The sequence below is a fragment of the Marinibacterium profundimaris genome (assembly GCF_002210095.1).
Taxonomy (GTDB): Bacteria; Pseudomonadota; Alphaproteobacteria; order Rhodobacterales; family Rhodobacteraceae; genus Marinibacterium; species Marinibacterium profundimaris.
Window position 1 is genome coordinate 290,539 of the sequence record NZ_AQQR01000001.1, and the last position, 19,804, is coordinate 310,342.

Here is a 19,804-nt window from a genome sequence, read left to right on the forward strand (position 1 = left end):
CGCCCGGCCCATCCCTCTTGTGTCCGACCGAAGAGTGCCGAGCGGCGCCGGCATTTGCAACTCCGACCCGCACGTCAGTGAACGCCCCAGCCCCCCGGACGGAACGTCACAGGACACGCCCGCGCCCCGGCCGTGGCCTGCCGCATGGCCTGCGACCGTCCCCGCATCTTCTTCTTGGCCCAAATACCTCCCGCCGGAGGCAGCTGCGCTGTCCACAGGCGCCACCGCCGGACGCCTTGCGCGGACGATCACCACCCCCCGAACCGGGCAGGACGCCAGCCCCCGGGGCGCGCACCCCTCTCTTCATCTTTGCAGAAATACCTCCCGCCGGAGGCACCGCGCCCTGCGGGCGCGGTTGCGCCGCCTTCGGCGGCGCCCGGGTGCGGGGCGGGGGCGCGCTGCGCGCGCCCCCGCCCCGCACAACCCCCGCAAAATTCCCCGGCCAACGGCCGGATCGGGACCGCTCAGGTTCCCCCGGCTGCCCCGCCATGCAGATGCACGAACTCCACCAGCGCCGCGGTAGAGCCGTCCTTGCCCTCCGCCGTCTCCTCGCCGTCGACGATCGGGCCCAGCGACGTCGCCAGTTCCTTGCCCAGCTCGACGCCCCACTGGTCGTAAGAGTTGATCCCCAGGATCACCCCCTCGACGAAGACCCGATGCTCGTAGGCGGCGATGATCTGGCCCAGCACGAAGGGCGTCAGCTGCGGGTAGACCAGCGTGACCGACGGCCGGTTGCCCGGGAACACCCTGTGGCGCGCCTGGCGGTCCAGCTCGGCGCCGGAGAACCCCTGCGCCTCCGTCCGCTTGCGCGCCTCGTCCAGCGAGCGGCCCCGCATCAGCGCCTCGGATTGCGCCAGGCAATTGGCCACCAGCAGCCGGTGGTGATGCGCCAGGTCGGGCTCGTGCCCGACGGCGGCCACCATGAACTCGCAGGGGACCACCGCGGTGCCCTGGTGGATCAGCTGGTAGAAGGCATGCTGCCCGTTGGTCCCCGGCGCGCCCCAGACCACAGGGCCCGAGGGCACGTCCAGCGCCACGCCATCCATCGTCACCGACTTGCCGTTCGATTCCATCTCGAGCTGCTGCAGATAGGCGGGCAGCTTGTCCAGCCTCTGGTCATAGGGCAGCACCGCCCGCGTGCCGTAGCCGCAGACCTGGTGGTGCCAGATCCCCACCAGCGCCAGCATCACCGGCAGGTTCTCGGACCATTTCGCCGCCTTGAAATGCACGTCCATCGCCTCGGCCCCACGCAGAAAGGCCTCGAAGGCCTTGCCCCCGATCGCGATCATCAGCGACAGCCCGATCGGCCCCCAGACCGAATAGCGCCCGCCGACCCAGTCGGCGAAACCGAAGACATGCTCGGGCAGCACGCCGAAAGCCGCGGTCTTGTCCTCGGCCGTCGACAGCGCCGCCATCTGCAACGAAGGATCCCCGCCGCCCTCGGTCATCCAGGCCCTGGCGGTGCGCGCGTTGGTCATCGTCTCGATCGTGGTGAAGGTCTTTGACGCGATGATCAGCAGCGTGGTCTTCGGATCGAGGCCCCGCAGCGTGTCGGCGATATGCGCGCCATCCACGTTCGACACGAAGTGACAGCGCGGCCCGTCGGCATAGGGCGACAGGGCCTCCACCGCCATCGCGGGCCCCAGGTCCGAGCCGCCGATCCCGATGTTGACCACGTCGGTGATCCTGCCCCCCGCGCCCGGCTTCTCGCCGGACCGCACGGCTTCGGCAAAGCGCTGCATGTCCACCAGAGTCTCGCGCACCTGGTCCATCACGTCGATCCCGTCGACCATCACCGGCCCACCATCGAGGTTGCGCAGCGCCGTGTGCAGCACCGCACGGCCTTCGGTCTCGTTGATGGGCGTGCCGCCGAACATCGCCGCGCGGCGCCCGGCCAGGTCGACCTGATCGCACAGCGCCACCAGCTCGTCGCGGATCCGGGCCGTGATCTGTGTCTTGGAATAATCCAGCCGCATGTCGCCGGTCGCCGCGCAGAACGTGGCCGCGCGGTCGGGATCCTCGGCGAACAGGTCCAGCATATGACGCTCCGCGCTTCTGGCGCGCAGCTCCACGAGGTAATCGAACATTGACGTCACTCCGCCCAGTGAATGGTCGTACCGCCGAGAATGGCCCGCACGGGCGCTTCTTCAAGCGGAAGCTGGCGCGCCCGGTCCAGGGCCTCGCGCTTGTCGGCCCCGGTGATCACCAGATGGGTCCGCATCGCATCCTGCAGCACCCGCGCGGTCAGGCTGACCCGGACCTCGGGCTGGCTTTCGGGGCGCAGCACGGCCAGCACGGGCGCATTGGGCGCCAGCGCATCGGCCAGCCCCGGCGTGCCCGGAAAGAGAGAGGCGGTATGCATGTCCGCCCCCATCCCCAGCACCACGATATCCAGCGGCAGCAGCGGCGCGATCCGGCTCTCCAGCTCGGCCAGCGCCGTGTCGGGATCCTGCGGTGCGGCGGCCATCGGCACCTGCACGGCGGCCGCGGCCCGGCCGGTCAGCAGCCGTTCGCGGATCAGCTTCGCGTTCGACCGCGGATCGTCCTCGGGCACCCAGCGTTCGTCCGTGGGCAACACCCGCACCCGGTCCCAGTCCAGGTCCACGTCGCAGAGCACGTCGAAGATCGGCCCCGGCGTCGTGCCCCCGGCCACCGCCAGCGACACGACATCCTTCTGCGCCAGCGCCGCGCGCAGCTCCGAGGCCAGCTTGTCGGCTACATCCATCGCGAGGATCTCGCGATCGGGATAGGTTTCCAAAGTCACGGATTGATCCCCCGCCATTCCCGTCCGTTCCGGCGCAGCAGCAGCTCGGCATCCGCCGGACCGGCACTGCCCGAGGCATAGCCCTTAGGCACATCGTTGCGCGATTCCCAGCCCTCGATGATCGGATCGGTCCAGGCCCAGGCCGCCTCGACCTCGTCGCCGCGCATGAAGAGCGTCTGGTTGCCCCGGATCACGTCCATGATCAGCCGCTCGTAGGCATCCGCATGGTGCCCGTCCGGCCCCAGCGCCTCGGCAAAGGTCATGTCCAGCGGCACGTCGATCAGCCGCATGCCGCCGGGCCCCGGCTCCTTGATCGTCACGCCCAGCGTGATCCCCTCGTTCGGCTGCAGCCGGATCGACAGCGTGTTCTGATGCTCGCCCGCCTCGGTGCCGAAGATCGAATGCGGCATCGGCTTGAACATCACGTTGATGACCGACGACCGCGCCTTCAGCCGCTTGCCGGTGCGCAGGTAGAACGGCGTGCCCGCCCACCGCCAGTTCGAGATCGTCGTGCGCAACGCCACGTAGCTTTCGGTGCGCGAGCGCGGATTGCCCACCGCCTCGCGGTAGCTTGGATGACGGCCCTCGTCATCCTCCAGCTCTTCGTACTGGCCGCGCACGATGTGATGCGGCGGCACCGGGTCCAGCGCGCGGATCACCTTCAGCTTCTCGTCGCGCACCGCATCAGGGTCGAACTTGGCCGGCGGCTCCATGGCGATCAGGCACAGAAGCTGCATCAGGTGGTTCTGCACCATGTCGCGCATCGCACCCGAGGTATCGTAATACTCGCCGCGCCCGCCGACGCCCACGGTCTCGGCCACGGTGATCTGGATGTGATCGACGAACTGGCTGTTCCAGAGCGGTTCGAACAGCATGTTGCCGAATCGGATCGCCATCAGGTTCTGCACCGTCTCCTTGCCCAGGTAATGGTCGATCCGGTAGATCTGGCTTTCGTCGAAATAGGACGCCATCGTCCGGTTCAGCGCCCGCGCGGTTTCCAGGTTCTTGCCGAAGGGTTTTTCCACCACGATCCGGCTGGTCGCGTCGGTCAGGCCATGCTGGCTGAGCCGTTCGGCGATATCGGCAAAAAGCGCCGGCGCCACCGAGAAATAGAAGGCGCGCACCACGTCGGGCCGCAGCTTCTCGCCCAGATCGCCCCAGCCGTCTTCGCCGCGCGCGTCGACGGTCACGTAATCCAGACGCTGCAGGAACTCGTCGACCCAGACCCGGTCCTGGCCCGGCGCGAACTCGTCCAGTGCCTCGGCCGCGAAGGCGCGAAAGTCCTCCGTCGACATCTCGCCCCGGGCGGCGCCTATGACGCGGGCCTCTGCCGGCATCTGGCCTGCGTGAAAGCGATGAAAGAGGGCAGGAAGGATCTTGCGACGGGCCAGGTCTCCGGTGCCCCCGAAGATGACCAGGTCGAAAGGATCCACGGGAATGACGCGCGATACCATATGCTTTCTCCCTTTGGCCGCCTTGATACCCGACATGTCCCTGTCGGTCGACATCGCTCGACACCGCTGCGGCCGGTTTTGCTTGGCGCTCGGCACCTGTTAGCGCAATCATGCCCGCAAACAAACCCTTATCACGTCTTTGACAGGGCGCCGGACCATTGCTTTCCAATTCCCGCGGGATAGGTAAGCTGCGCGACAGCCCGAGGAATGAGCACAGACATGAAAGACGGCACGCAGCATCCCGCCAATGCCGGCAAGTTCCGGAACCCCGCACTGACCGCGACCGGCGAGCGCCGCGCCACGGTGGCCCTGTCGCACCCCGAGACCCTGTGGTTCAACACCGGGACGCTCTGCAATATCGCCTGCCAGAATTGCTACATCGAAAGCAGCCCCACCAACGACGCCCTCGTCTACCTGACGGCCGAGGATGTCGCGGCCTTCCTAGGTCAGCTGCGCGATCGGCGCTGGCCGGTGACCGAGATCGGCTTCACCGGGGGCGAGCCCTTCATGAATCCGCAGATGATCGAGATGGCGCACCTTTCGCTGGAGGCCGGCTATCGCGTGCTCATCCTGACCAACGCCATGCGCCCGATGATGCGCCCCGCGATGCGCGACGGCCTGCTGTGGCTGCGTGACCGCTTCGGCGACAGGCTCACCCTGCGAATCTCGCTCGACCATCACGAGCCGCGCCACCACGACGCCGAACGCGGCACCGGTGCCTACGAGCGCACGCTCGACGGCATGGACTGGCTTCGCGACAACGGCTTCACCATGTCCGTCGCCGGCCGCGCGCTCTGGCACGAAAGCGACGATGCGGCCCGGGAAGGCTATGCCGCGCTCTTCGCCGCGCGCGGCTACGACATCGACGCCGCCTCGCCCGCCCAGACCGTGCTCTTCCCCGAGATGGACACCTCCGTCGAGGTCCCCGAGATCACCACCGACTGCTGGTCGATCCTGGGCAAGTCCCCCGACGCGGTGATGTGTGCGTCGTCGCGCATGGTCGTCAAACGTCGTGGCGCCGAACGCCCCGCGGTCCTTGCCTGCACGCTGCTGCCCTACGCGCCCGAATTCGAACTGGGCGAGACCCTGGCCGAGGCGGAATCCGACGTCGCCCTCAACCACCCGCATTGCGCCAAGTTCTGCGTCCTCGGCGGCGCCAGCTGCTCCGCCTGACCGCCCCGAAACCCGCGTTTCAGTTTGTACAAAATGGACAAACCCGGCGCGCGACCTTGTACAAAACGGTCAATCCGGGGCGCCGCCCCCTGCTTCATCTTTGCCCAAATACCTCCGGAGGGTCTGGGGGGCAGCGCCCCCCGGCGGACCCCCACAAGCACGCCGCTCAATGGTAGGTGAATTCCCCCACCACGTTCCGCCATTCGCCGGATTTCATCATCTTGCGATGCGAGAACCGCACCGAATGCAGCGGCCCGTCGATTTCGCGTTGCCAGAACTCGATGAATTCGAACAGCTTCGGGTGATCCGGCGCGACATCGTAGTCCTGCCACACGAAGCTGTTTAGAACATGGATATAATCCGGCATCCGGTAGAAGATTTCCGCCGTGGTCAGCCCGTAGCCTTTCAGCATCATTTCGGTCTCTGTCATCTTGTCTCGCCACCTCGATCTTGTTAGGTGCCGACGAGCTTTCCAGCGCGACATTAACTTTTCAATAAAAACAATGTGTTGGCAGCCAGCCGAGGTGGCTGCCAAATGGGGGCCCCGGCAGCCATTGCACCTTATGTTCCGGGTCTGCTAGAGTGCCGACACAAGATATTGATCCTGCCATAAGATTGGGCACGCGACGTGAGCGATACTCCCGAACCGCCTGAAAACGAAGAGGAAAAGCCGGAACGTCCAGCGTATGACGGACCGTCGATTTCCATCGAGGCCGAGATGCGGGCCTCCTACCTCGACTATGCGATGTCCGTCATCGTCAGCCGCGCGATCCCCGATCTGCGCGACGGGCTGAAGCCGGTGCATCGGCGTATTCTTTATGCAATGGACGAGGTCGGGAACACCCACGACAAGCCCTACCGCAAGTCCTCGCGCCCCGTGGCCGATGCCATGGGCAAGTATCACCCGCACGGGGATTCGGCGATCTACGACGCCCTTGTCCGGATGGCGCAGGACTTCTCGATGTCCCTGCCGCTGCTCGACGGCCAGGGCAACTTCGGCTCCATGGACGGCGATCCACCGGCCGCCTTCCGGTATACCGAGGTCCGCCTCGCCAAGGCCGCACGCGGTCTGCTCGACGATATCGACATGGATACCGTTGATTTCCAAGACAATTATGACGGCAAGGACCGCGAACCCACGGTCCTGCCCGCGCGCTTTCCGAACATGCTGGTCAACGGGGCCGAAGGCATCGCCGTCGGCATGGCCACCCGAATCCCGCCCCACAACCTGGGCGAGGTGATCGACGCCACGCTCGCGATGATCGAGGATCCCGACCTAACCTCGGAACAGCTGATCGACTATATCCCGGCGCCCGATTTCCCGACCGGCGGCCAGATCCTCGGCCGCTCCGGCGCGCGCAAGGCCTATATCGAGGGCCGCGGCAGCGTCATCATACGCGCGAAAACCCATGTGGAAGAGATCCGCAAGGACCGCTACGCCATCATCGTGGACGAGATCCCGTATCAGGTGAACAAGGCCTCGATGATCGAGAAGATCGCCGAAGCCGTGCGCGACAAGCGGATCGAGGGCATAGCCCATGTGCAGGACGAATCCGACCGCGCCGGCGTGCGCGTCGTGATCGAGCTGCGCCGCGACGCGACACCCGACGTGGTGCTGAACCAGCTCTGGCGGTTCTCGCCGATGCAGATGAGCTTCGGCTGCAACATGCTGGCGCTGAACGGGGGCAAGCCGGAACAGCTGACGCTGCGCCGTTTCCTAAGTTCTTTCATCGACTTCCGTGAAGATGTCGTCGCCCGCCGCACCGCCTACCTGCTGCGCAAGGCGCGCGAACGCAGCCATATCCTCTGCGGTCTGGCCGTTGCGGTGTCCAACGTGGACGAGGTCGTCGCGACCATCCGCGCCTCCGCCGATGCGGCCGAAGCGCGCGAGAAGCTGATGACACGCCGCTGGCCCGCCGCCGAGATCGCCAGTTATATCCAGCTGATCGACGATCCGACCCACCGGATGAACGAGGACGGCACATACAACCTGTCGGAAACCCAGGCCCGCGCCATCCTGGACCTGCGCCTGCAGCGCCTGACACAGATCGGCGTGCGCGAGGTCACCGACGAGCTGGAAGAGCTGGCCGCCAAGATCAAGGATTACCTCGACATCCTGGGCAGTCGCGAGCGGATCATGGAGATCATCTCGAACGAACTGACTGAAATCAGGGATCAATTCGCCGTTCCCCGCCGGACCGAGATCATCGACTGGGCCGGCGACATGGAAGACGAGGACCTCATCGAGCGCGAGGACATGGTCGTCACCGTCACCGCCGGCGGCTATATCAAGCGCACGCCGCTGGCCGATTTCCGGGCGCAGAAGCGCGGCGGCAAGGGTGTCTCGGGCGGCGGGCTCAAGGACGAGGACGTGGTGACCACGCTTTTCGTTGCCAACACCCATACGCCGCTTCTGTTCTTCACCACCGACGGCATGGTCTACAAGCTGAAGACCTGGCGCCTGCCGGCCGGCGGGCGGACCTCGCGCGGGAAGGCCATCGTCAACATCCTGCCGATCCCGCAGGGGATCTCCATCGCCGCGATCATGCCGGTCGACCGGGACGAGGACGAATGGGCCGATCTGAACATCGTCTTCGCCACCTCCGGCGGCGATGTGCGGCGTAACGCCTTGTCGGACTTCACCAATGTGATGCGCAACGGCAAGATCGCGATGAAGTTGCCCGAGGGCGTCGAGCTGGTGAATGCCCGCATCGCGTCCGAAGACGAGGACGTGATGCTGGTCACGGATTCGGGACGCGCGATCCGCTTCCGCACCACCGATGTCCGCGTCTTCAAGGGCCGCGATTCCACCGGCGTGCGCGGGATCAGGCTGACGAATGGCGACCGCGTGGTGTCCATGGCTGTCATCCGCCACTTCGAGGCAAGCCCGGACGAACGCGCCGCCTACCTCAAGATGCGCCGCCTGATGGCCGGCGTGGTCGAGGATACCGAGGCCGACGAGGACGGCGGCAATGCCGACAGCCTGCTGCCGCAGGAACGCTATGCCGAGATGTCGGCGTCCGAGAACCTGATCCTGACGATCACCTCCAAGGGGTCGGGCAAGCTCAGTTCCAGCTTCGATTATCCGCTGCGCGGACGGGGCGGCATGGGCGTGCAGGCGATGGACAAGGCGATGCGCGGCGGGCCTCTCGTCGCCGCCTTCCCGGTGGAGATGGACGACCAGATCATGCTCGCCACCTCGCGCGGGCAGTCGATCCGCGTGCCGGTGGACGGCATTTCGTTCCGCTCGCGCAGTGCGGGCGGCGTGAAGGTGTTCAACACCGGTGTCGGCGAAGAAGTCGTCAGCGTGGCCTGGATCGCCGATCAGGGCGAGGACGAGGCCGAAGACGGCGCCTCCGAGGGCGGCGAAGCGTAGCTTTCAGCAAAGGGGCCGCGCGGGGTGTTTCCCGCGCGGCCCCTTGCCGTTCGGGTCCCGCATCTGGTGCTCTCACGGGCGGCATGGGACCCGGTTCCGGATTGTCATCCCACGACACCGGCTGGGTTAATCCTCGCGAAACCTTCCTCTGCCATCCTCGCGCCCCGAACCGGGAGGCCGCGATGAATCTCTACACCTGCTTTATTGACCTGAAGAACGAGGCCAAGGCGCTGAGCTTTGCCATGGCCGTCGAATCCTGGATGTCCCACCTGAAGGAGAAGGGCGTGATCGCCGGCTGGGAGCTTTACCGGCGCAAGCTGAACCTGGCCTCTTCGACGCACCGGGATTTCATGCTCGAGATCGCGGTGAACGACCTGGCGCAGCTCGACCAGGCCTTTCGCATGCTGGGGCAGCAAAGCGACGAGATCGAAACGCTGTACCGCAACGTACACGAACAGATCCTGACAGCGGACTTCGGGTTGTACCGGCCGTTTCCGGATCCGGAGCGCGCGGAACGGATGGCACTACTCTAGGCTCCCTTGCGCGGGCTGAACCTGCGGGAGCCTCCGGCGGGAGGTATTTTTGCAAAGATGAAGACCATCAGGGAGTTTTGCGACACGCTCCTGTCTTCACCTTTGCCCAAATACTCGACCGAAACGGCCCAGCCAGCGGTTGGTCCGCACAGAGCACCGTCCCCGCCGTTGCCGTAGGGTGGGGTTATACCCCACCGCCCGGCTCACAGCCCATAAAGCGCGCCGAACTTGGACTCCAGGTAGTTCAGCAGCGGCCCTTCCGACGGCGCGGCACCACTTGCCCGCGCGATCACGTCGCGCGGCGTGTAAAGGCCGCCGTGGCGCTGGAGGTTCTCCTTCAGCCAGCCGGTGGCGCCCGAGGTGTCGCCGGCGGCAAGCTGGGCGTCGAGATCCGGAACCGCCGCACGCAGGGCTTCGTGCAGGCAACCGGCGTAGACATTGCCAAGGGCGTAGGTCGGGAAATAGCCGAAGAGGCCCACGGACCAGTGCACGTCCTGCAGCATCCCGTTCGACGGCTTGTCCACCGCATAACCGAAATCGGCGGCGAACCGGTCGTTCCAGGCGGCTTCCAGGTCCTTCACCGGAAGATCGCCGGACACCATCGCGCGTTCGAGGTCGAAGCGCAGCATGATGTGCAGATTGTACTGCACCTCGTCCGCCTCGGTCCGGATATAGCCGTTCTGCACCCGGTTCGCCGCCGCATAGAACGCGTCCGGACCGTCCAGGCCCAGATCGCCGAAGGCGCTCTGCACCTGGTCGTACATCCATCCTGTGAAGGCGCGCGACCGGCCAAGCTGGTTCTCGTAGATCCGGCTCTGGCTTTCGTGCACCCCCATCGAGACCCCTTGCCCCAGCGGCGTCAAAGCAAAGGCCGGATCGATGGCCTGCTCGTAAGAGCCGTGCCCGACCTCGTGGATCGTCGAGTAGAAACAGTTGAACGGATCCAGAGGGTTGGTCCGCGTCGTGATCCGCACATCCGCGCCGCTGCCCGAACTGAAGGGATGCACCGCCGTGTCGATCCGGCCGCGGGTGAAATCGTAGCCGAAGGCGCGCGCCAGGGCGTCCGACACCGCCATCTGCAGCGCCGGATCGAAGGTGCCGGTCAGGCCGGCGGGCACAGGCTTGTCCAGGATCGCCGCGCGCAGATCCACCAGCCGGGGCCGCATCGCGTCGAAGATCGCGGCGATCTCGCCGCCAGAGCTGCCCGGTTCGTAATCCTGCACCAGCGCGTCATAGGCATCGCCCCCGGCCGAGAGCGCGGCGGCCTCCTCGCGCCGAAGCCGCACCACCTCTTCCAGCGTCGGCAGGAAGGCGGCGACATCCTCGTTGGCGCGCGCCTCGGCCCAGATGCCCTGCGCCAGAGACGTCAGCCGGGCCAGCGCCTTGGCCAGGTCGGCCGGCACCTTCGTCGCCCTGTCGTAATCGCGCCGGATCTCGCGCAGCTGGGCCTGGCCCACCGCGTCTTCCGGGGCGGCCGAGGCCAGCCAGTCGCCGACCCTGGGGTCGGAGCGGCGGGCGTGCAGGATCGACTCGATCGCCGCCATCTCCTCGCCCCGCTGTTCGGCGGCGCCGCGCGGCATCATCGTCTCCTGGTCCCAGCCCAGCCGCATGGAGATCATCTTCAGCGCCTCGGTCTCGCGCGCGAAGGCCATCAGCTCGTCATAGGCGCTCATGCGCGGGTCTCCTTCAGAGAGGTCGTGATCGGGTAGAGGCTGAGGAACCGGGCGCGCAGGATCGCGACGAAGAGCGCCACGGCCACCAGTTGGTGGATGATCGCCAGCCCGACGGGCGCGGCATAGAGCACGTTCATGATGCCCAGCATGATCTGCACCGCGAGAACCGCGAACACCAGGTTGAAGGCGAAGCGGGTGCGCGGATGGCTGCTGCGCCGGCCCCGCAGCCAGACCACCACGCCGAAGGCCGCCAGCAGGTAGCCCACGATGCGGTGGATGAACTGCACCAGCCCCGGGCTTTCGAAGAAGTTGCGCCAGAGCGGCTCGGCAAAGAAGGCATTGGGCGGAAAGATCTGGCCCGCCATCAGGGGCCAGTCGGTATAGGACCGGCCCGCGTCGATCCCGGCGACCAGCGCGCCGATCAGGATCTGCAGAAAGGCAAAATGCAAAAGCCCCGTGGACAGGCCGTAAAGCTTGCGCTCGGAGATGCGGTGGGCCTGCATCAGATCGCGTTCCGTCCGGCCCAGTTTCATCGCGAACCAGGCCAGCACGCCCAGGATGACAAAGGCCAGGCCCAGATGCACCGCCAGCCGGTAGCTTGCGACCGAGGTCATGCCCTCGCCCAGGGTCACGCCCGACGACACCATCCACCAGCCGATCGCGCCCTGCAGCCCGCCAAGTGCGCCGGGAATGATCAGGCGGCCTTTCCAGCCCTGGGGGATCTTGCCCGTCAGCAGGAACCCGAGATAGCCGATCGCCCAGACCAGCCCGATTACGCGGCCCAGCTGGCGGTGGCCCCATTCCCACCAGTAGATCCGTTTGAAATCATCCAGTTCCATCCACTGGTTCTGGATGTGGAACTGGTCGATCTGCTGGTACTTGTCGAATTCCGCCTGCCAGTCCTCGACCGACATCGGCGGCACGGCCCCGGCGACGGGCGCCCATTCGGTGATCGACAGCCCGCTGTCGGTCAGCCGGGTCAGCCCGCCGACCGCGATCATGGCCACCACCAGGGCAAACAGCACCATGAGCCAGGCCCGCACCAGCCCGCGCGCCCCGCCGCGGCCCCGGTCGATGCCACCGGGGGCGGTTGCGGGGCGGGTCTGCGTTTCGGTGCCGACCTCTTCGAAGAGCTTGCGTTGTCCGGTCATCTTTGCCTCTGATCCGTTTGGCGCGAAGGTAGGGGCCCCCGGGCGCGGCGTCCAGCGGGCACCGTGCCGCCCCGGCCCGCCCTAGTCGCCGCGTTCCTTCCAGCGCACCATCTGCCGCATGATCCCGTGCAGCATCTGCACGTCCGACCGCGTCAGCCGCATCCGGCTCCAGAGGTTGCGCAGCACGATCTTCATGCCCTCGGCCTTTTCGGGCGGATAGTAAAAGCCCGCCTCCTCCAGCCGCTGTTCGTAATGCTCGGCGAGCTTCTCGATCTCGATCGATTGCGCCCAGTCGGCGCCGGCCATCTCGATGCGCTCGTGGTCGATCTCGGTGCTGGCCCGGCGCCATTCATAGCCGGTCAGCAGCACGCATTGCGCCAGGTTGAGCGAAGCGAACTCCGGGTTCACCGGGACCGAGATGATCGCATTGGCCCGCGCGATGTCGTCGTTTTCCAGCCCTGCGCGTTCGGGGCCGAAGAGCACGGCGACCTTTTCACCGGCGGCGATCTTCTCGGCGGCCATGGTCATGGCGCGTTCGGGGCTGACCACCGGCTTGGTCAACCCGCGCGAGCGCGCGGTGGTGGCAAAGACATAGGCGCAATCGCTCACCGCATCGGCGGTGGTCTCGAACAGCCCCGCGTCGTCCAGCAGCCGGCCCGCGCCGGAGGACATCGCCACCGCCTTGGGATTGGGCCAGCCGTCGCGCGGCGCGACCAGCCGCATCCGGTCCAGGCCGAAGTTCCACATCGCCCGCGAGGCGGCACCGATGTTCTCGCCCATCTGGGGGCGGACAAGGACGAAGGCGGGCTGGGGCGTGTCGGAAGGCATGGGATCGGTCCGGTTTGGGGTCGGGCCGTGCTGTACGGGCGCCGGACGACAAGGGCAAGGGGATCGCGCCGTTTCGCAGGGATCCGGGGGCATGCACGGCGCGCGCAAGGCCGGTCGCGCCCGTGGCCTCCGGGGGCGCGGCCGCCCCATGACCGGCCCACGGGGCAGCCCCTGGGTCCCGTGCGTCAGCCGTCCGGGCGTTGCCTCAAGGGTGGCATTTGCTTCCCCTCCACAATCCGTTAAACGGCAGGTCAGACCCGAATGCGATAAAAGCCACATGACCGAGCAGCCGCAGACCTACCTGATCACTCCGCCCAGCCTGGACCCCGATACCTTCCCGGATCAGCTGGCCCGCCTTCTGGATGCCACGCCGGTCGCCTGCGTGCGCCTGGCGCTCGCCACCCGCGACGAGGACGACATCTCGCGCGCGGCCGATGCGTTGCGCCTGACCTGCCATGACCGCGACGTCTGTCTCGTGGTGTCGGATCACCTGCTGCTGAGCCAGAAGCTGGGCCTTGATGGCGTGCACCTGTCCGCGGGCACCCGCGGCGTGCGCGACGCGCGCAAGGCCCTGGGGATCGAGGGCATCGTCGGCAGTTTCTGCGGCACCTCGCGCCATGACGGCATGACCGCGGGCGAGGCCGGCGCCGATTACATCAGCTTTGGCCCCGTCGGCGGCGGCGGGCTGGGCGATGGCGCCCTGGCCGAGATCGAGATCTTCGAATGGTGGTCGCAGATGATCGAACTGCCGGTGGTGGCCGAAGGCGGCCTCGGCCCGGCCGAGATCCGTGCGCTGGCGCCCTATGCCGATTTCTTCGCCTTCGGAGAAGAGGTCTGGTCGACCGAGGATCCGCTGGCCGCGCTGAAGAGCCTGCGCGTGGCGATGGCCGACGGCTAGGCCCCGGCGGCGCTGCGCCGCCGGAGATCCCGCTGTCCCATCCGCAGCGCTAGAGGAACACCCGTTCCACGAACCAGTAGGCGCCGACCAGCGCGATCACCGCCGAGGCCGGGATCGCGATCGCCGTGCGATACCAGGGCTTGTGGCCGAACCACAGACCCACGGCCAGGAAGGCCAGCGCGATCACCGTCAGCTGGCCGAATTCCACGCCGACGTTGAACCCGATCAGCGCCGGAAAGAACTGCCCGCGCGGCAGGCCGAACTCCCCCAGCACGCTGGCAAAGCCCAGCCCGTGCAGCAGGCCGAAGCCGAAAATCACCACCGGCCGCCAGCGCGTGAGATGGCCGAGAAAGATGTTCTCAAGCGCGACATAACAGATCGACGCGGCAATCAGCGGCTCCACGATCGAGGGCGGCACGTTCACCCATCCCAGCGCGCCCAGGGCCAGCGTGACGGTATGCGCCAGCGTGAAGGCCGAGACCTGCCACAACAGCACCCGCGCCGAAGTGCCCAGAAAGAACAGCCCCAGCACGAAAAGGATATGATCCAGCCCCAGCGGCACGATATGTTCGAACCCAACAGGGATGTACTGCGCAAAGACCAGCCAGCCCGAGGCCGCCCCGCCGCCATCGAGCGCGATCGGCGGCGTGCTCCCGCCGCCCTGCACGAGGCCGGTAAAGGGCTCCTCGACCCCAAGCTGCCGCAGCACCAGCGCGCCGGCGCCCGAGGGCCAGTTCAGCACCATTTCGGAGGCCAGCGCCGGGATCTCGCCCCGCACGACCAGTTCGGAGCTGCGCGCAACGCGCGGATCGCCCAGCGGCCCGGCGTTGAAACCGGTGACCTCCAGCGTCACGGGGCCGCCGATATCCACGCCGATCCGCTCGATCCAGGCCTCGGCAAACGGCAGAAACCGCGCCTCCAGGCTGTCCGGTTCCAGCCCGCGCAGATCGTCGTAGACGCCACCGCCCTCGGCCTCGTCCGTGTCCACCAGCCCGTCAAGGTCGATCCCCGCGAGGAAGGCTTCGGCGTTCAGGCGGAAGACCATCGAAAGCTCGGAGCCGTCCACCGTGAAGTCCGCCACGGTCGGGGTGACCTCGTGCGCCCGCGCCACCACGCCCCAGCACAGAAGCATTGACAAAAGCGCCGGCAGAGCCAGCTTGAGGATCGTGATTGATGGAGGTCGCCGCATGTCCCGCCCGCGTCTGATTGTCGTTCTGCTCGCCTGTATGGCAGCCGGTCCGGGCCTTGGCCATGAGTTCTGGATCGAACCGTCGGATTTCACGCCGGACGCCGGCACGCCGGTCACCGCGCAGCTGAAGAACGGTGAAGGGTTCGTCGGCAAGAACCTGATCTACTTCGACCAGCATTTCTCGCGCTTCGACATGATCCGGGACGAGCTGATCCTGCCGGTCGAGGGGCGCGGCGGCGACCTGCCCGCGCTGACCGCGCTGGTGCCCGGCGACGGGCTCTGGGCCATAGTGCACGAAACCACGCCGCGCAGCGTCAAGTACGAGACATGGGAAAAGTTCGCCCGCTTCGCCGAGCACAAGGATTTCCCCGATATCGAGGCCCGCCATGCCGAGCGTGACCTGCCGCGCGACGGGTTCTCGGAAAGCTACACCCGCCACGTCAAGGCTCTGGTCGGCGTCGGCGATGCGCGCGGAGACGATGTCTTCGCCGGGATGGAGACGGAGTTCGTGGCCCTTCTGAACCCCTATGTCGACGACCTGCGGGCCGGGTTGCCCGTGCGGCTCTTCTACCGCGACGAGCCCCGCGCGCAGGCGCAGGTGGAGATCTTCGACCGCGCCCCGGACGGCACGGTCACCGTCACCACGACCCGCACCGACGACAAGGGCCAGGCGCTGATCCCGGTGTCCTCGGGCCATACCTACCTGCTCGACGGGGTTGTGCTGCGCGCGGCCGACCCCGAGGACACCGCCGTGTGGGAGACGCTCTGGGCCGCGCTGACCTTCTCGGTGCCGTAAACCGCTGGTCACCTGTCCTCAACCCTTGGCGGACCAAGGGCTTGCGGGCGCCCCGAAATCCCTTCATGACGGCAGGCATGACGCGCGTTCCGCATCCCGATATCCTTTGCATCGGCTCCGTCCTCTGGGACGTGATCGGCCGCGCGCCCCTGCACATGCGCCAGGGCTCCGACGTGCCGGGCCGGATCACCCGCCTGCCCGGCGGCGTGGCGCTGAACATCGCCATGACGCTGGCCCGCTTCGGCATGCGGCCCGCGCTGCTGTCGGCCGTGGGCCGCGATCCGGAGGGCTGCGAGCTGGTCCAGGCCTGCGAGGGCCTTGGCCTGATGACCGGCCATCTCTACCGGTCCGAGGATCTGCCGACGGACCGCTACATGGCGGTCGAGGGGGCCAACGGCCTGATCGCGGCCATCGCCGATGCGCATTCGCTTGAGACCTCCGGTGACAAGATCCTGCGCCCGCTGCTCGACGGCACGCTCGGCAGCGAGGCCGCCCCCTACCCCGGCCCCATCGCGCTGGACGGCAATCTCACCGTCGGCCTGCTGGACGAGATCTCGCGCCATCGCGCCTTTGCCCGCGCCGACCTTCGCGTGGCCCCGGCCTCACCGGGCAAGGCCGACCGGCTTCTGCCCTTCCTCGGCACCGGCCGCGCGACGCTGTACGTCAACCTCGAAGAGGCCGGGCTGCTGGCGGGGCGGCAGTTCGACAGCTCTCCGCAGGCGGCGCAGCACCTGGTGGAGCGCGGCGCGGCGCGGGTGCTGGTCACCGACGGCGGCAACGCCACCAGCGACGCCGATCCCGACAGTTTTTACACCCAAACCCCGCCCGAGGTGCTGGTGACGCGCGTCACCGGCGCGGGCGATACCTTCATGGCCGCCCATATCGCCGCCGAGGCGCGCGGGCTGACCCGGGCGCAGGCGCTGAGCGAAGCGCTCGGCGCGGCGGCCATCTACGTCTCCGGAGGACACGAGGCATGATCGACATCGTATTCGGCGCCGAGGCCGCCGCCGCCGAGCTGGAAGACCGGCCCATCGTGGCGCTCGAAAGCACCATCATCACCCATGGCATGCCCTCACCCCGCAATGTCGAGGTCGCGCGCGGGGTCGAAGACATCATCCGCGCCTCGGGCGCCACGCCGGCGACCATCGCGGTGATCGAAGGCAAGCTGCACGTGGGCCTCGAGCCGGCCGAGCTGGACTGGCTGGGCACGGCCAAGGACGTGGCCAAGCTGTCGCGCGCCGATCTCGCCGCCTGCCTTGCCACGGGCGGCACCGGGGCCACGACCGTGGCCGCCACCATGATCGCCGCGCGGCAGGCCGGGATCCATGTCTTTGCCACCGGCGGCATCGGCGGGGTCCACAAGGGCGCCGAGACCACCTTCGACATCTCCGCCGACCTGCACGAGCTGGCGCAGACCCCGGTCACCGTGGTCGCCGCCGGCGCCAAGGCGATCCTCGACATTCCCAAGACGCTCGAGGTTCTCGAAACCCTGGGCGTGCCGGTGATCGCCTACGGGCAGGACGATGTCCCGGCCTTCTGGTCGCGCTCCTCGGGCCTGAAGGCGCCGCTGCGCATGGACGACCCCGATGCCATAGCCCGCGCCCACCTGATGCGCGGCGCGCTGGGGATCCCCGGCGGCCAGCTGGTCGCCAACCCGATCCCCGAGGCCGACGCCATCCCCGCCGAGATCCTCGCGCCGATCATCGCCGAGGCCCAGGGCGAGGCCGATGCGCGCGGCATCACCGCCAAGGAGGTCACACCCTTCCTGCTGCAGCGCATCTTCGAGGCGACGCAGGGCAATTCCCTTGAAGCCAATATCGCCCTGGTGGCCAACAACGCCCGGCTCGCGGCCCTGATCGCCCACGCGATAGGCAGGGCGCAAAGGAATTGAATGACGCGGCCCCTGCCCCCATTGTCGCAACGCGGTCGCGTTCCTAGATTAGCTTCGCCTACAATGGGATGCCGATGAAACCACCTTTCGATCCGGATGCCCCGCGCAAGACCGGTCTTTTCTACAGTCTCAGATCATCGTTCCTGACCGGGATCGTCGTCATCGCCCCGATCAGCCTGACGGTGTGGCTGATCTTCGCGGTGGTCAGCTGGTTCGACAAGGTCGTCCTGCCCTTCGTGCCGGGACGGTTGCAGCCGGAAACGCTGATCGGGATCAACTTCTTCGGTCTCGGCGTGGTGATCTTCCTGATCTTCACGATCGTGGTGGGCTGGATCGCCAAGGGGCTGATCGGCCGGTCGCTGATCCGGCAGGCGGAAAACATCGTCGACCGGATGCCGGTCGTGCGCACCGTCTACAACGGGATCAAGCAGATCTCCGAAACGGTCTTTGCCCAGTCGGAACGGTCCTTCGAACAGGCGGTTCTGATCGAATATCCCCGCCGCGGGATCTGGGCCATCGGGTTCATCTCGACCCATGCCAAAGGCGAAATCCTGCGCCGGGCCGGCACCGGCGAACGGATCGTCAGCGTCTTCGTCCCGACAACGCCGAACCCCACCTCGGGCTTCCTGCTCTACTTCCCCGAGGACGACGTGATCGAACTGGACATGTCGGTGGAAGAGGCGGCGAAGCTGGTGATCTCGGCGGGCCTTGTCTATCCCAACGGCAGCAACGAGGGCGAGGACAAGGTCGAACCCGCCGTGCTCCCGCAGCAGCACAGGGTCCGCGAACGCGCCTGACCGCCCTTCCCGCCCGCGCACGCGGTGCCGCGCCAGGACGACGCAAGCGCCCCTTCCGGGCCAGCCGTCAGCTGAACATCTCCACCATGTCCACGCTGCTGCGCGCGCCGATATCGTCGAAATGGCTCTCCAGGAAGGCCTCGGCCGAACTGCGCCCCGCCGCCTTCAGCTGGGCCAGCAGCGGCGGCGTCGGCACCAGCTTGGTCGCCTCCGACAGCATGTTCATCAGCACGTCGTCGGCAATCATGTGCAGGTAGACACGCTGCATCCGCCCCTGCGGCATGGTCCCGTCATCCAGCAGCCGCTGCACGAAGGCAATCGCCCGCATCTCCCGCAGCAGCGAGGTGTTGAACGAAATCTCATTGATCCGGTTCTGGATCTGCTGCGGCGTCACCGGCACCGCGTCCCGCACCAGCGGATTGATGTTGATCACCACGATATCCTGCGGCAGCTCCCGGTCGAACAGCGGAAACAGCGCCGGGTTCCCGGTATAGCCGCCGTCCCAGTAGGCCTCCACCTCGCCGGTCTCGGGGCTCTCGATCTCCACCGCCTTGAAGATCGACGGCAGGCAGGCTGAGGCCAGGATCGCATCGGTCGAGATCTCTTCGCCCGAGAAGATCCGGATCTTGCCGCTGCGCACATTGGTGGCACAGATGTACAGCCTCGGCCCGGCATCCGAACAGACCTTGTCGTAATCGAAGACATCCACGATGGGCCGCAGCGGATTGGTGTAGAAAGGCCCGAAGGCATAGGGCGACACGATCCGCGCCACCGTTTCCCCGAACATGTAGAACGGCGACATCCGCACCGCCCGGGCAATGCCCCGCGGGCTGACGCCTTCCATCCATTGCTCGAAGGCCCGGTCGTTGATCGCCCCCATCCGGCTCCACAGCCAGTCGAGGTTCTCGCGCGCCGCCTCCGGCCCGCCGCGCACCATGCCGGCCTTCAGCGCCGCGCCGTTCAGCGCCCCGGCCGATGTGCCGGAAATCCCCGCGATCTCCACCTCTGGCTCTTCCAGCAACCGGTCCAGCACGCCCCAGGTATAGGCCCCGTGCGCGCCGCCGCCCTGCAGCGCCAGGTTGATCCGCTTCTTCACCGTCATTTCCACCGTCCGATCCGGGCCCGACACCCCTCAAACATTCCGTTGACCGGGCGCCACGGGATCAACGGACCCCACGCCCCTGTCTTCTTCTTGGCCCAAATACCTCCGGGGGAGTCCGCCAGCGGCGGACGGGGGCAGCGCCCCCGCGCGACGGTCCGTCCCGGCTCCGTCCCCCGTCT

17 protein-coding genes are annotated in these 19,804 nt (G+C 67.2%); 8 read left to right on the top strand and 9 right to left on the bottom strand.

The features are described 5' to 3' along the window. Positions 1–464: 464 nt before the first annotated feature. Genes pgi through zwf form a run of 3 tightly spaced genes read right to left on the bottom strand, consistent with a single transcriptional unit; the run spans position 465 to position 4,218 of the window. Complete coding sequence (gene pgi / locus ATO3_RS01370; RefSeq protein WP_088647999.1) at positions 465–2,087, bottom strand: glucose-6-phosphate isomerase; 1,623 nt, start codon at positions 2,085–2,087, stop codon at positions 465–467. Between the two features lie 5 nt (positions 2,088–2,092). Further along, entirely contained in the window at positions 2,093–2,764 is a 672-nt protein-coding gene (gene pgl / locus ATO3_RS01375) for a 6-phosphogluconolactonase (protein ID WP_088648683.1), read from the bottom strand. After that, entirely contained in the window at positions 2,761–4,218 is a 1,458-nt protein-coding gene (zwf, locus tag ATO3_RS01380; protein ID WP_088648000.1) for a glucose-6-phosphate dehydrogenase, read from the bottom strand. Before zwf ends, pgl begins: the two co-directional genes overlap by 4 nt. A 219-nt stretch (positions 4,219–4,437) precedes the next feature. On the opposite strand from zwf, the gene ATO3_RS01385 reads away from it, so the two are divergent. Continuing rightward, on the top strand, positions 4,438–5,391 hold the full coding sequence (locus ATO3_RS01385) for a radical SAM protein (protein WP_088648001.1): 954 nt from the start codon (positions 4,438–4,440) through the stop codon (positions 5,389–5,391). A 166-nt stretch (positions 5,392–5,557) separates the two neighbouring features. Here ATO3_RS01385 and ATO3_RS01390 read toward each other — a convergent pair whose 3' ends face one another. Further along, complete coding sequence (locus ATO3_RS01390) at positions 5,558–5,821, bottom strand: usg protein (RefSeq protein ID WP_088648002.1); 264 nt, start codon at positions 5,819–5,821, stop codon at positions 5,558–5,560. Positions 5,822–6,019: 198 nt separating this feature from the next. On the opposite strand from ATO3_RS01390, the gene gyrA reads away from it, so the two are divergent. Together gyrA and ATO3_RS01400 are read left to right on the top strand one after the other, a co-directional pair. Further along, on the top strand, positions 6,020–8,767 hold the full coding sequence (gyrA, locus tag ATO3_RS01395; RefSeq protein ID WP_088648003.1) for a DNA gyrase subunit A: 2,748 nt from the start codon (positions 6,020–6,022) through the stop codon (positions 8,765–8,767). Positions 8,768–8,949: 182 nt separating this feature from the next. Further along, complete coding sequence (locus tag ATO3_RS01400) at positions 8,950–9,300, top strand: DUF6614 family protein (protein ID WP_088648004.1); 351 nt, start codon at positions 8,950–8,952, stop codon at positions 9,298–9,300. 203 nt (positions 9,301–9,503) lie between these two features. Here ATO3_RS01400 and ATO3_RS01405 read toward each other — a convergent pair whose 3' ends face one another. From ATO3_RS01405 to ATO3_RS01415, 3 genes are all read right to left on the bottom strand, one after another. Continuing rightward, a complete protein-coding gene (locus tag ATO3_RS01405; protein WP_088648005.1) occupies positions 9,504–10,973 on the bottom strand; it encodes a carboxypeptidase M32 in 1,470 nt (489 codons plus the stop codon). Further along, positions 10,970–12,124, bottom strand: a complete 1,155-nt coding sequence (gene ctaA, locus ATO3_RS01410; protein WP_088648006.1) for a heme A synthase — start codon at positions 12,122–12,124, stop codon at positions 10,970–10,972. The genes ATO3_RS01405 and ctaA overlap by 4 nt, the downstream gene beginning before the upstream one ends. A gap of 81 nt (positions 12,125–12,205) precedes the next feature. Further along, positions 12,206–12,952, bottom strand: a complete 747-nt coding sequence (locus tag ATO3_RS01415; RefSeq protein ID WP_088648007.1) for an RNA methyltransferase — start codon at positions 12,950–12,952, stop codon at positions 12,206–12,208. A 277-nt stretch (positions 12,953–13,229) separates the two neighbouring features. On the opposite strand from ATO3_RS01415, the gene ATO3_RS01420 reads away from it, so the two are divergent. Then, a complete protein-coding gene (locus ATO3_RS01420; protein ID WP_088648008.1) occupies positions 13,230–13,850 on the top strand; it encodes a thiamine phosphate synthase in 621 nt (206 codons plus the stop codon). Between the two features lie 49 nt (positions 13,851–13,899). Here the strand turns inward: ATO3_RS01420 and ATO3_RS01425 are convergent, their stop codons facing one another. Then, complete coding sequence (locus tag ATO3_RS01425) at positions 13,900–15,039, bottom strand: HupE/UreJ family protein (RefSeq protein WP_088648009.1); 1,140 nt, start codon at positions 15,037–15,039, stop codon at positions 13,900–13,902. On the opposite strand from ATO3_RS01425, the gene ATO3_RS01430 reads away from it, so the two are divergent. The 4 genes from ATO3_RS01430 (at position 15,038) to ATO3_RS01445 (ending at position 18,523) form a co-directional block, all read left to right on the top strand. Further along, positions 15,038–15,835: a DUF4198 domain-containing protein gene (locus ATO3_RS01430; protein ID WP_088648010.1), complete on the top strand. Its 798-nt coding sequence runs from the start codon at positions 15,038–15,040 to the stop codon at positions 15,833–15,835. The genes ATO3_RS01425 and ATO3_RS01430 overlap by 2 nt on opposite strands. Before the next feature lie 77 nt (positions 15,836–15,912). Further along, complete coding sequence (locus ATO3_RS01435; RefSeq protein WP_088648011.1) at positions 15,913–16,812, top strand: PfkB family carbohydrate kinase; 900 nt, start codon at positions 15,913–15,915, stop codon at positions 16,810–16,812. Continuing rightward, positions 16,809–17,726 carry a pseudouridine-5'-phosphate glycosidase gene (locus tag ATO3_RS01440; protein WP_088648012.1) on the top strand — a complete coding sequence of 306 codons (918 nt, stop codon included), beginning with the start codon at positions 16,809–16,811 and terminating at the stop codon, positions 17,724–17,726. Before ATO3_RS01435 ends, ATO3_RS01440 begins: the two co-directional genes overlap by 4 nt. 74 nt (positions 17,727–17,800) lie before the next feature. Continuing rightward, entirely contained in the window at positions 17,801–18,523 is a 723-nt protein-coding gene (locus ATO3_RS01445) for a DUF502 domain-containing protein (protein ID WP_088648013.1), read from the top strand. Between the two features lie 67 nt (positions 18,524–18,590). On the opposite strand, the gene ATO3_RS01450 is transcribed toward ATO3_RS01445, so the two are convergent. Further along, a complete protein-coding gene (locus ATO3_RS01450) occupies positions 18,591–19,625 on the bottom strand; it encodes a patatin-like phospholipase family protein (protein WP_408630795.1) in 1,035 nt (344 codons plus the stop codon). Positions 19,626–19,804 lie beyond the last annotated feature (179 nt).

Excerpts from the sequence above, each read along its gene's own strand:
- pgi (WP_088647999.1), bottom strand. The coding sequence starts at position 2,087 with ATGTTCGATTACCTCGTGGAGCTGCGCGCCAGAAGCGCGGAGCGTCAT.
- zwf (WP_088648000.1), bottom strand. The coding sequence starts at position 4,218 with ATGGTATCGCGCGTCATTCCCGTGGATCCTTTCGACCTGGTCATCTTC.
- ATO3_RS01385 (WP_088648001.1), top strand. The coding sequence starts at position 4,438 with ATGAAAGACGGCACGCAGCATCCCGCCAATGCCGGCAAGTTCCGGAAC.
- ATO3_RS01390 (WP_088648002.1), bottom strand. The coding sequence starts at position 5,821 with ATGACAGAGACCGAAATGATGCTGAAAGGCTACGGGCTGACCACGGCG.
- ATO3_RS01400 (WP_088648004.1), top strand. The coding sequence starts at position 8,950 with ATGAATCTCTACACCTGCTTTATTGACCTGAAGAACGAGGCCAAGGCG.
- ATO3_RS01405 (WP_088648005.1), bottom strand. The coding sequence starts at position 10,973 with ATGAGCGCCTATGACGAGCTGATGGCCTTCGCGCGCGAGACCGAGGCG.
- ctaA (WP_088648006.1), bottom strand. The coding sequence starts at position 12,124 with ATGACCGGACAACGCAAGCTCTTCGAAGAGGTCGGCACCGAAACGCAG.
- ATO3_RS01415 (WP_088648007.1), bottom strand. The coding sequence starts at position 12,952 with ATGCCTTCCGACACGCCCCAGCCCGCCTTCGTCCTTGTCCGCCCCCAG.
- ATO3_RS01420 (WP_088648008.1), top strand. The coding sequence starts at position 13,230 with ATGACCGAGCAGCCGCAGACCTACCTGATCACTCCGCCCAGCCTGGAC.
- ATO3_RS01430 (WP_088648010.1), top strand. The coding sequence starts at position 15,038 with ATGTCCCGCCCGCGTCTGATTGTCGTTCTGCTCGCCTGTATGGCAGCC.
- ATO3_RS01425 (WP_088648009.1), bottom strand. The coding sequence starts at position 15,039 with ATGCGGCGACCTCCATCAATCACGATCCTCAAGCTGGCTCTGCCGGCG.
- ATO3_RS01435 (WP_088648011.1), top strand. The coding sequence starts at position 15,913 with ATGACGCGCGTTCCGCATCCCGATATCCTTTGCATCGGCTCCGTCCTC.
- ATO3_RS01440 (WP_088648012.1), top strand. The coding sequence starts at position 16,809 with ATGATCGACATCGTATTCGGCGCCGAGGCCGCCGCCGCCGAGCTGGAA.
- ATO3_RS01445 (WP_088648013.1), top strand. The coding sequence starts at position 17,801 with ATGAAACCACCTTTCGATCCGGATGCCCCGCGCAAGACCGGTCTTTTC.
- ATO3_RS01450 (WP_408630795.1), bottom strand. The coding sequence starts at position 19,625 with ATGACGGTGAAGAAGCGGATCAACCTGGCGCTGCAGGGCGGCGGCGCG.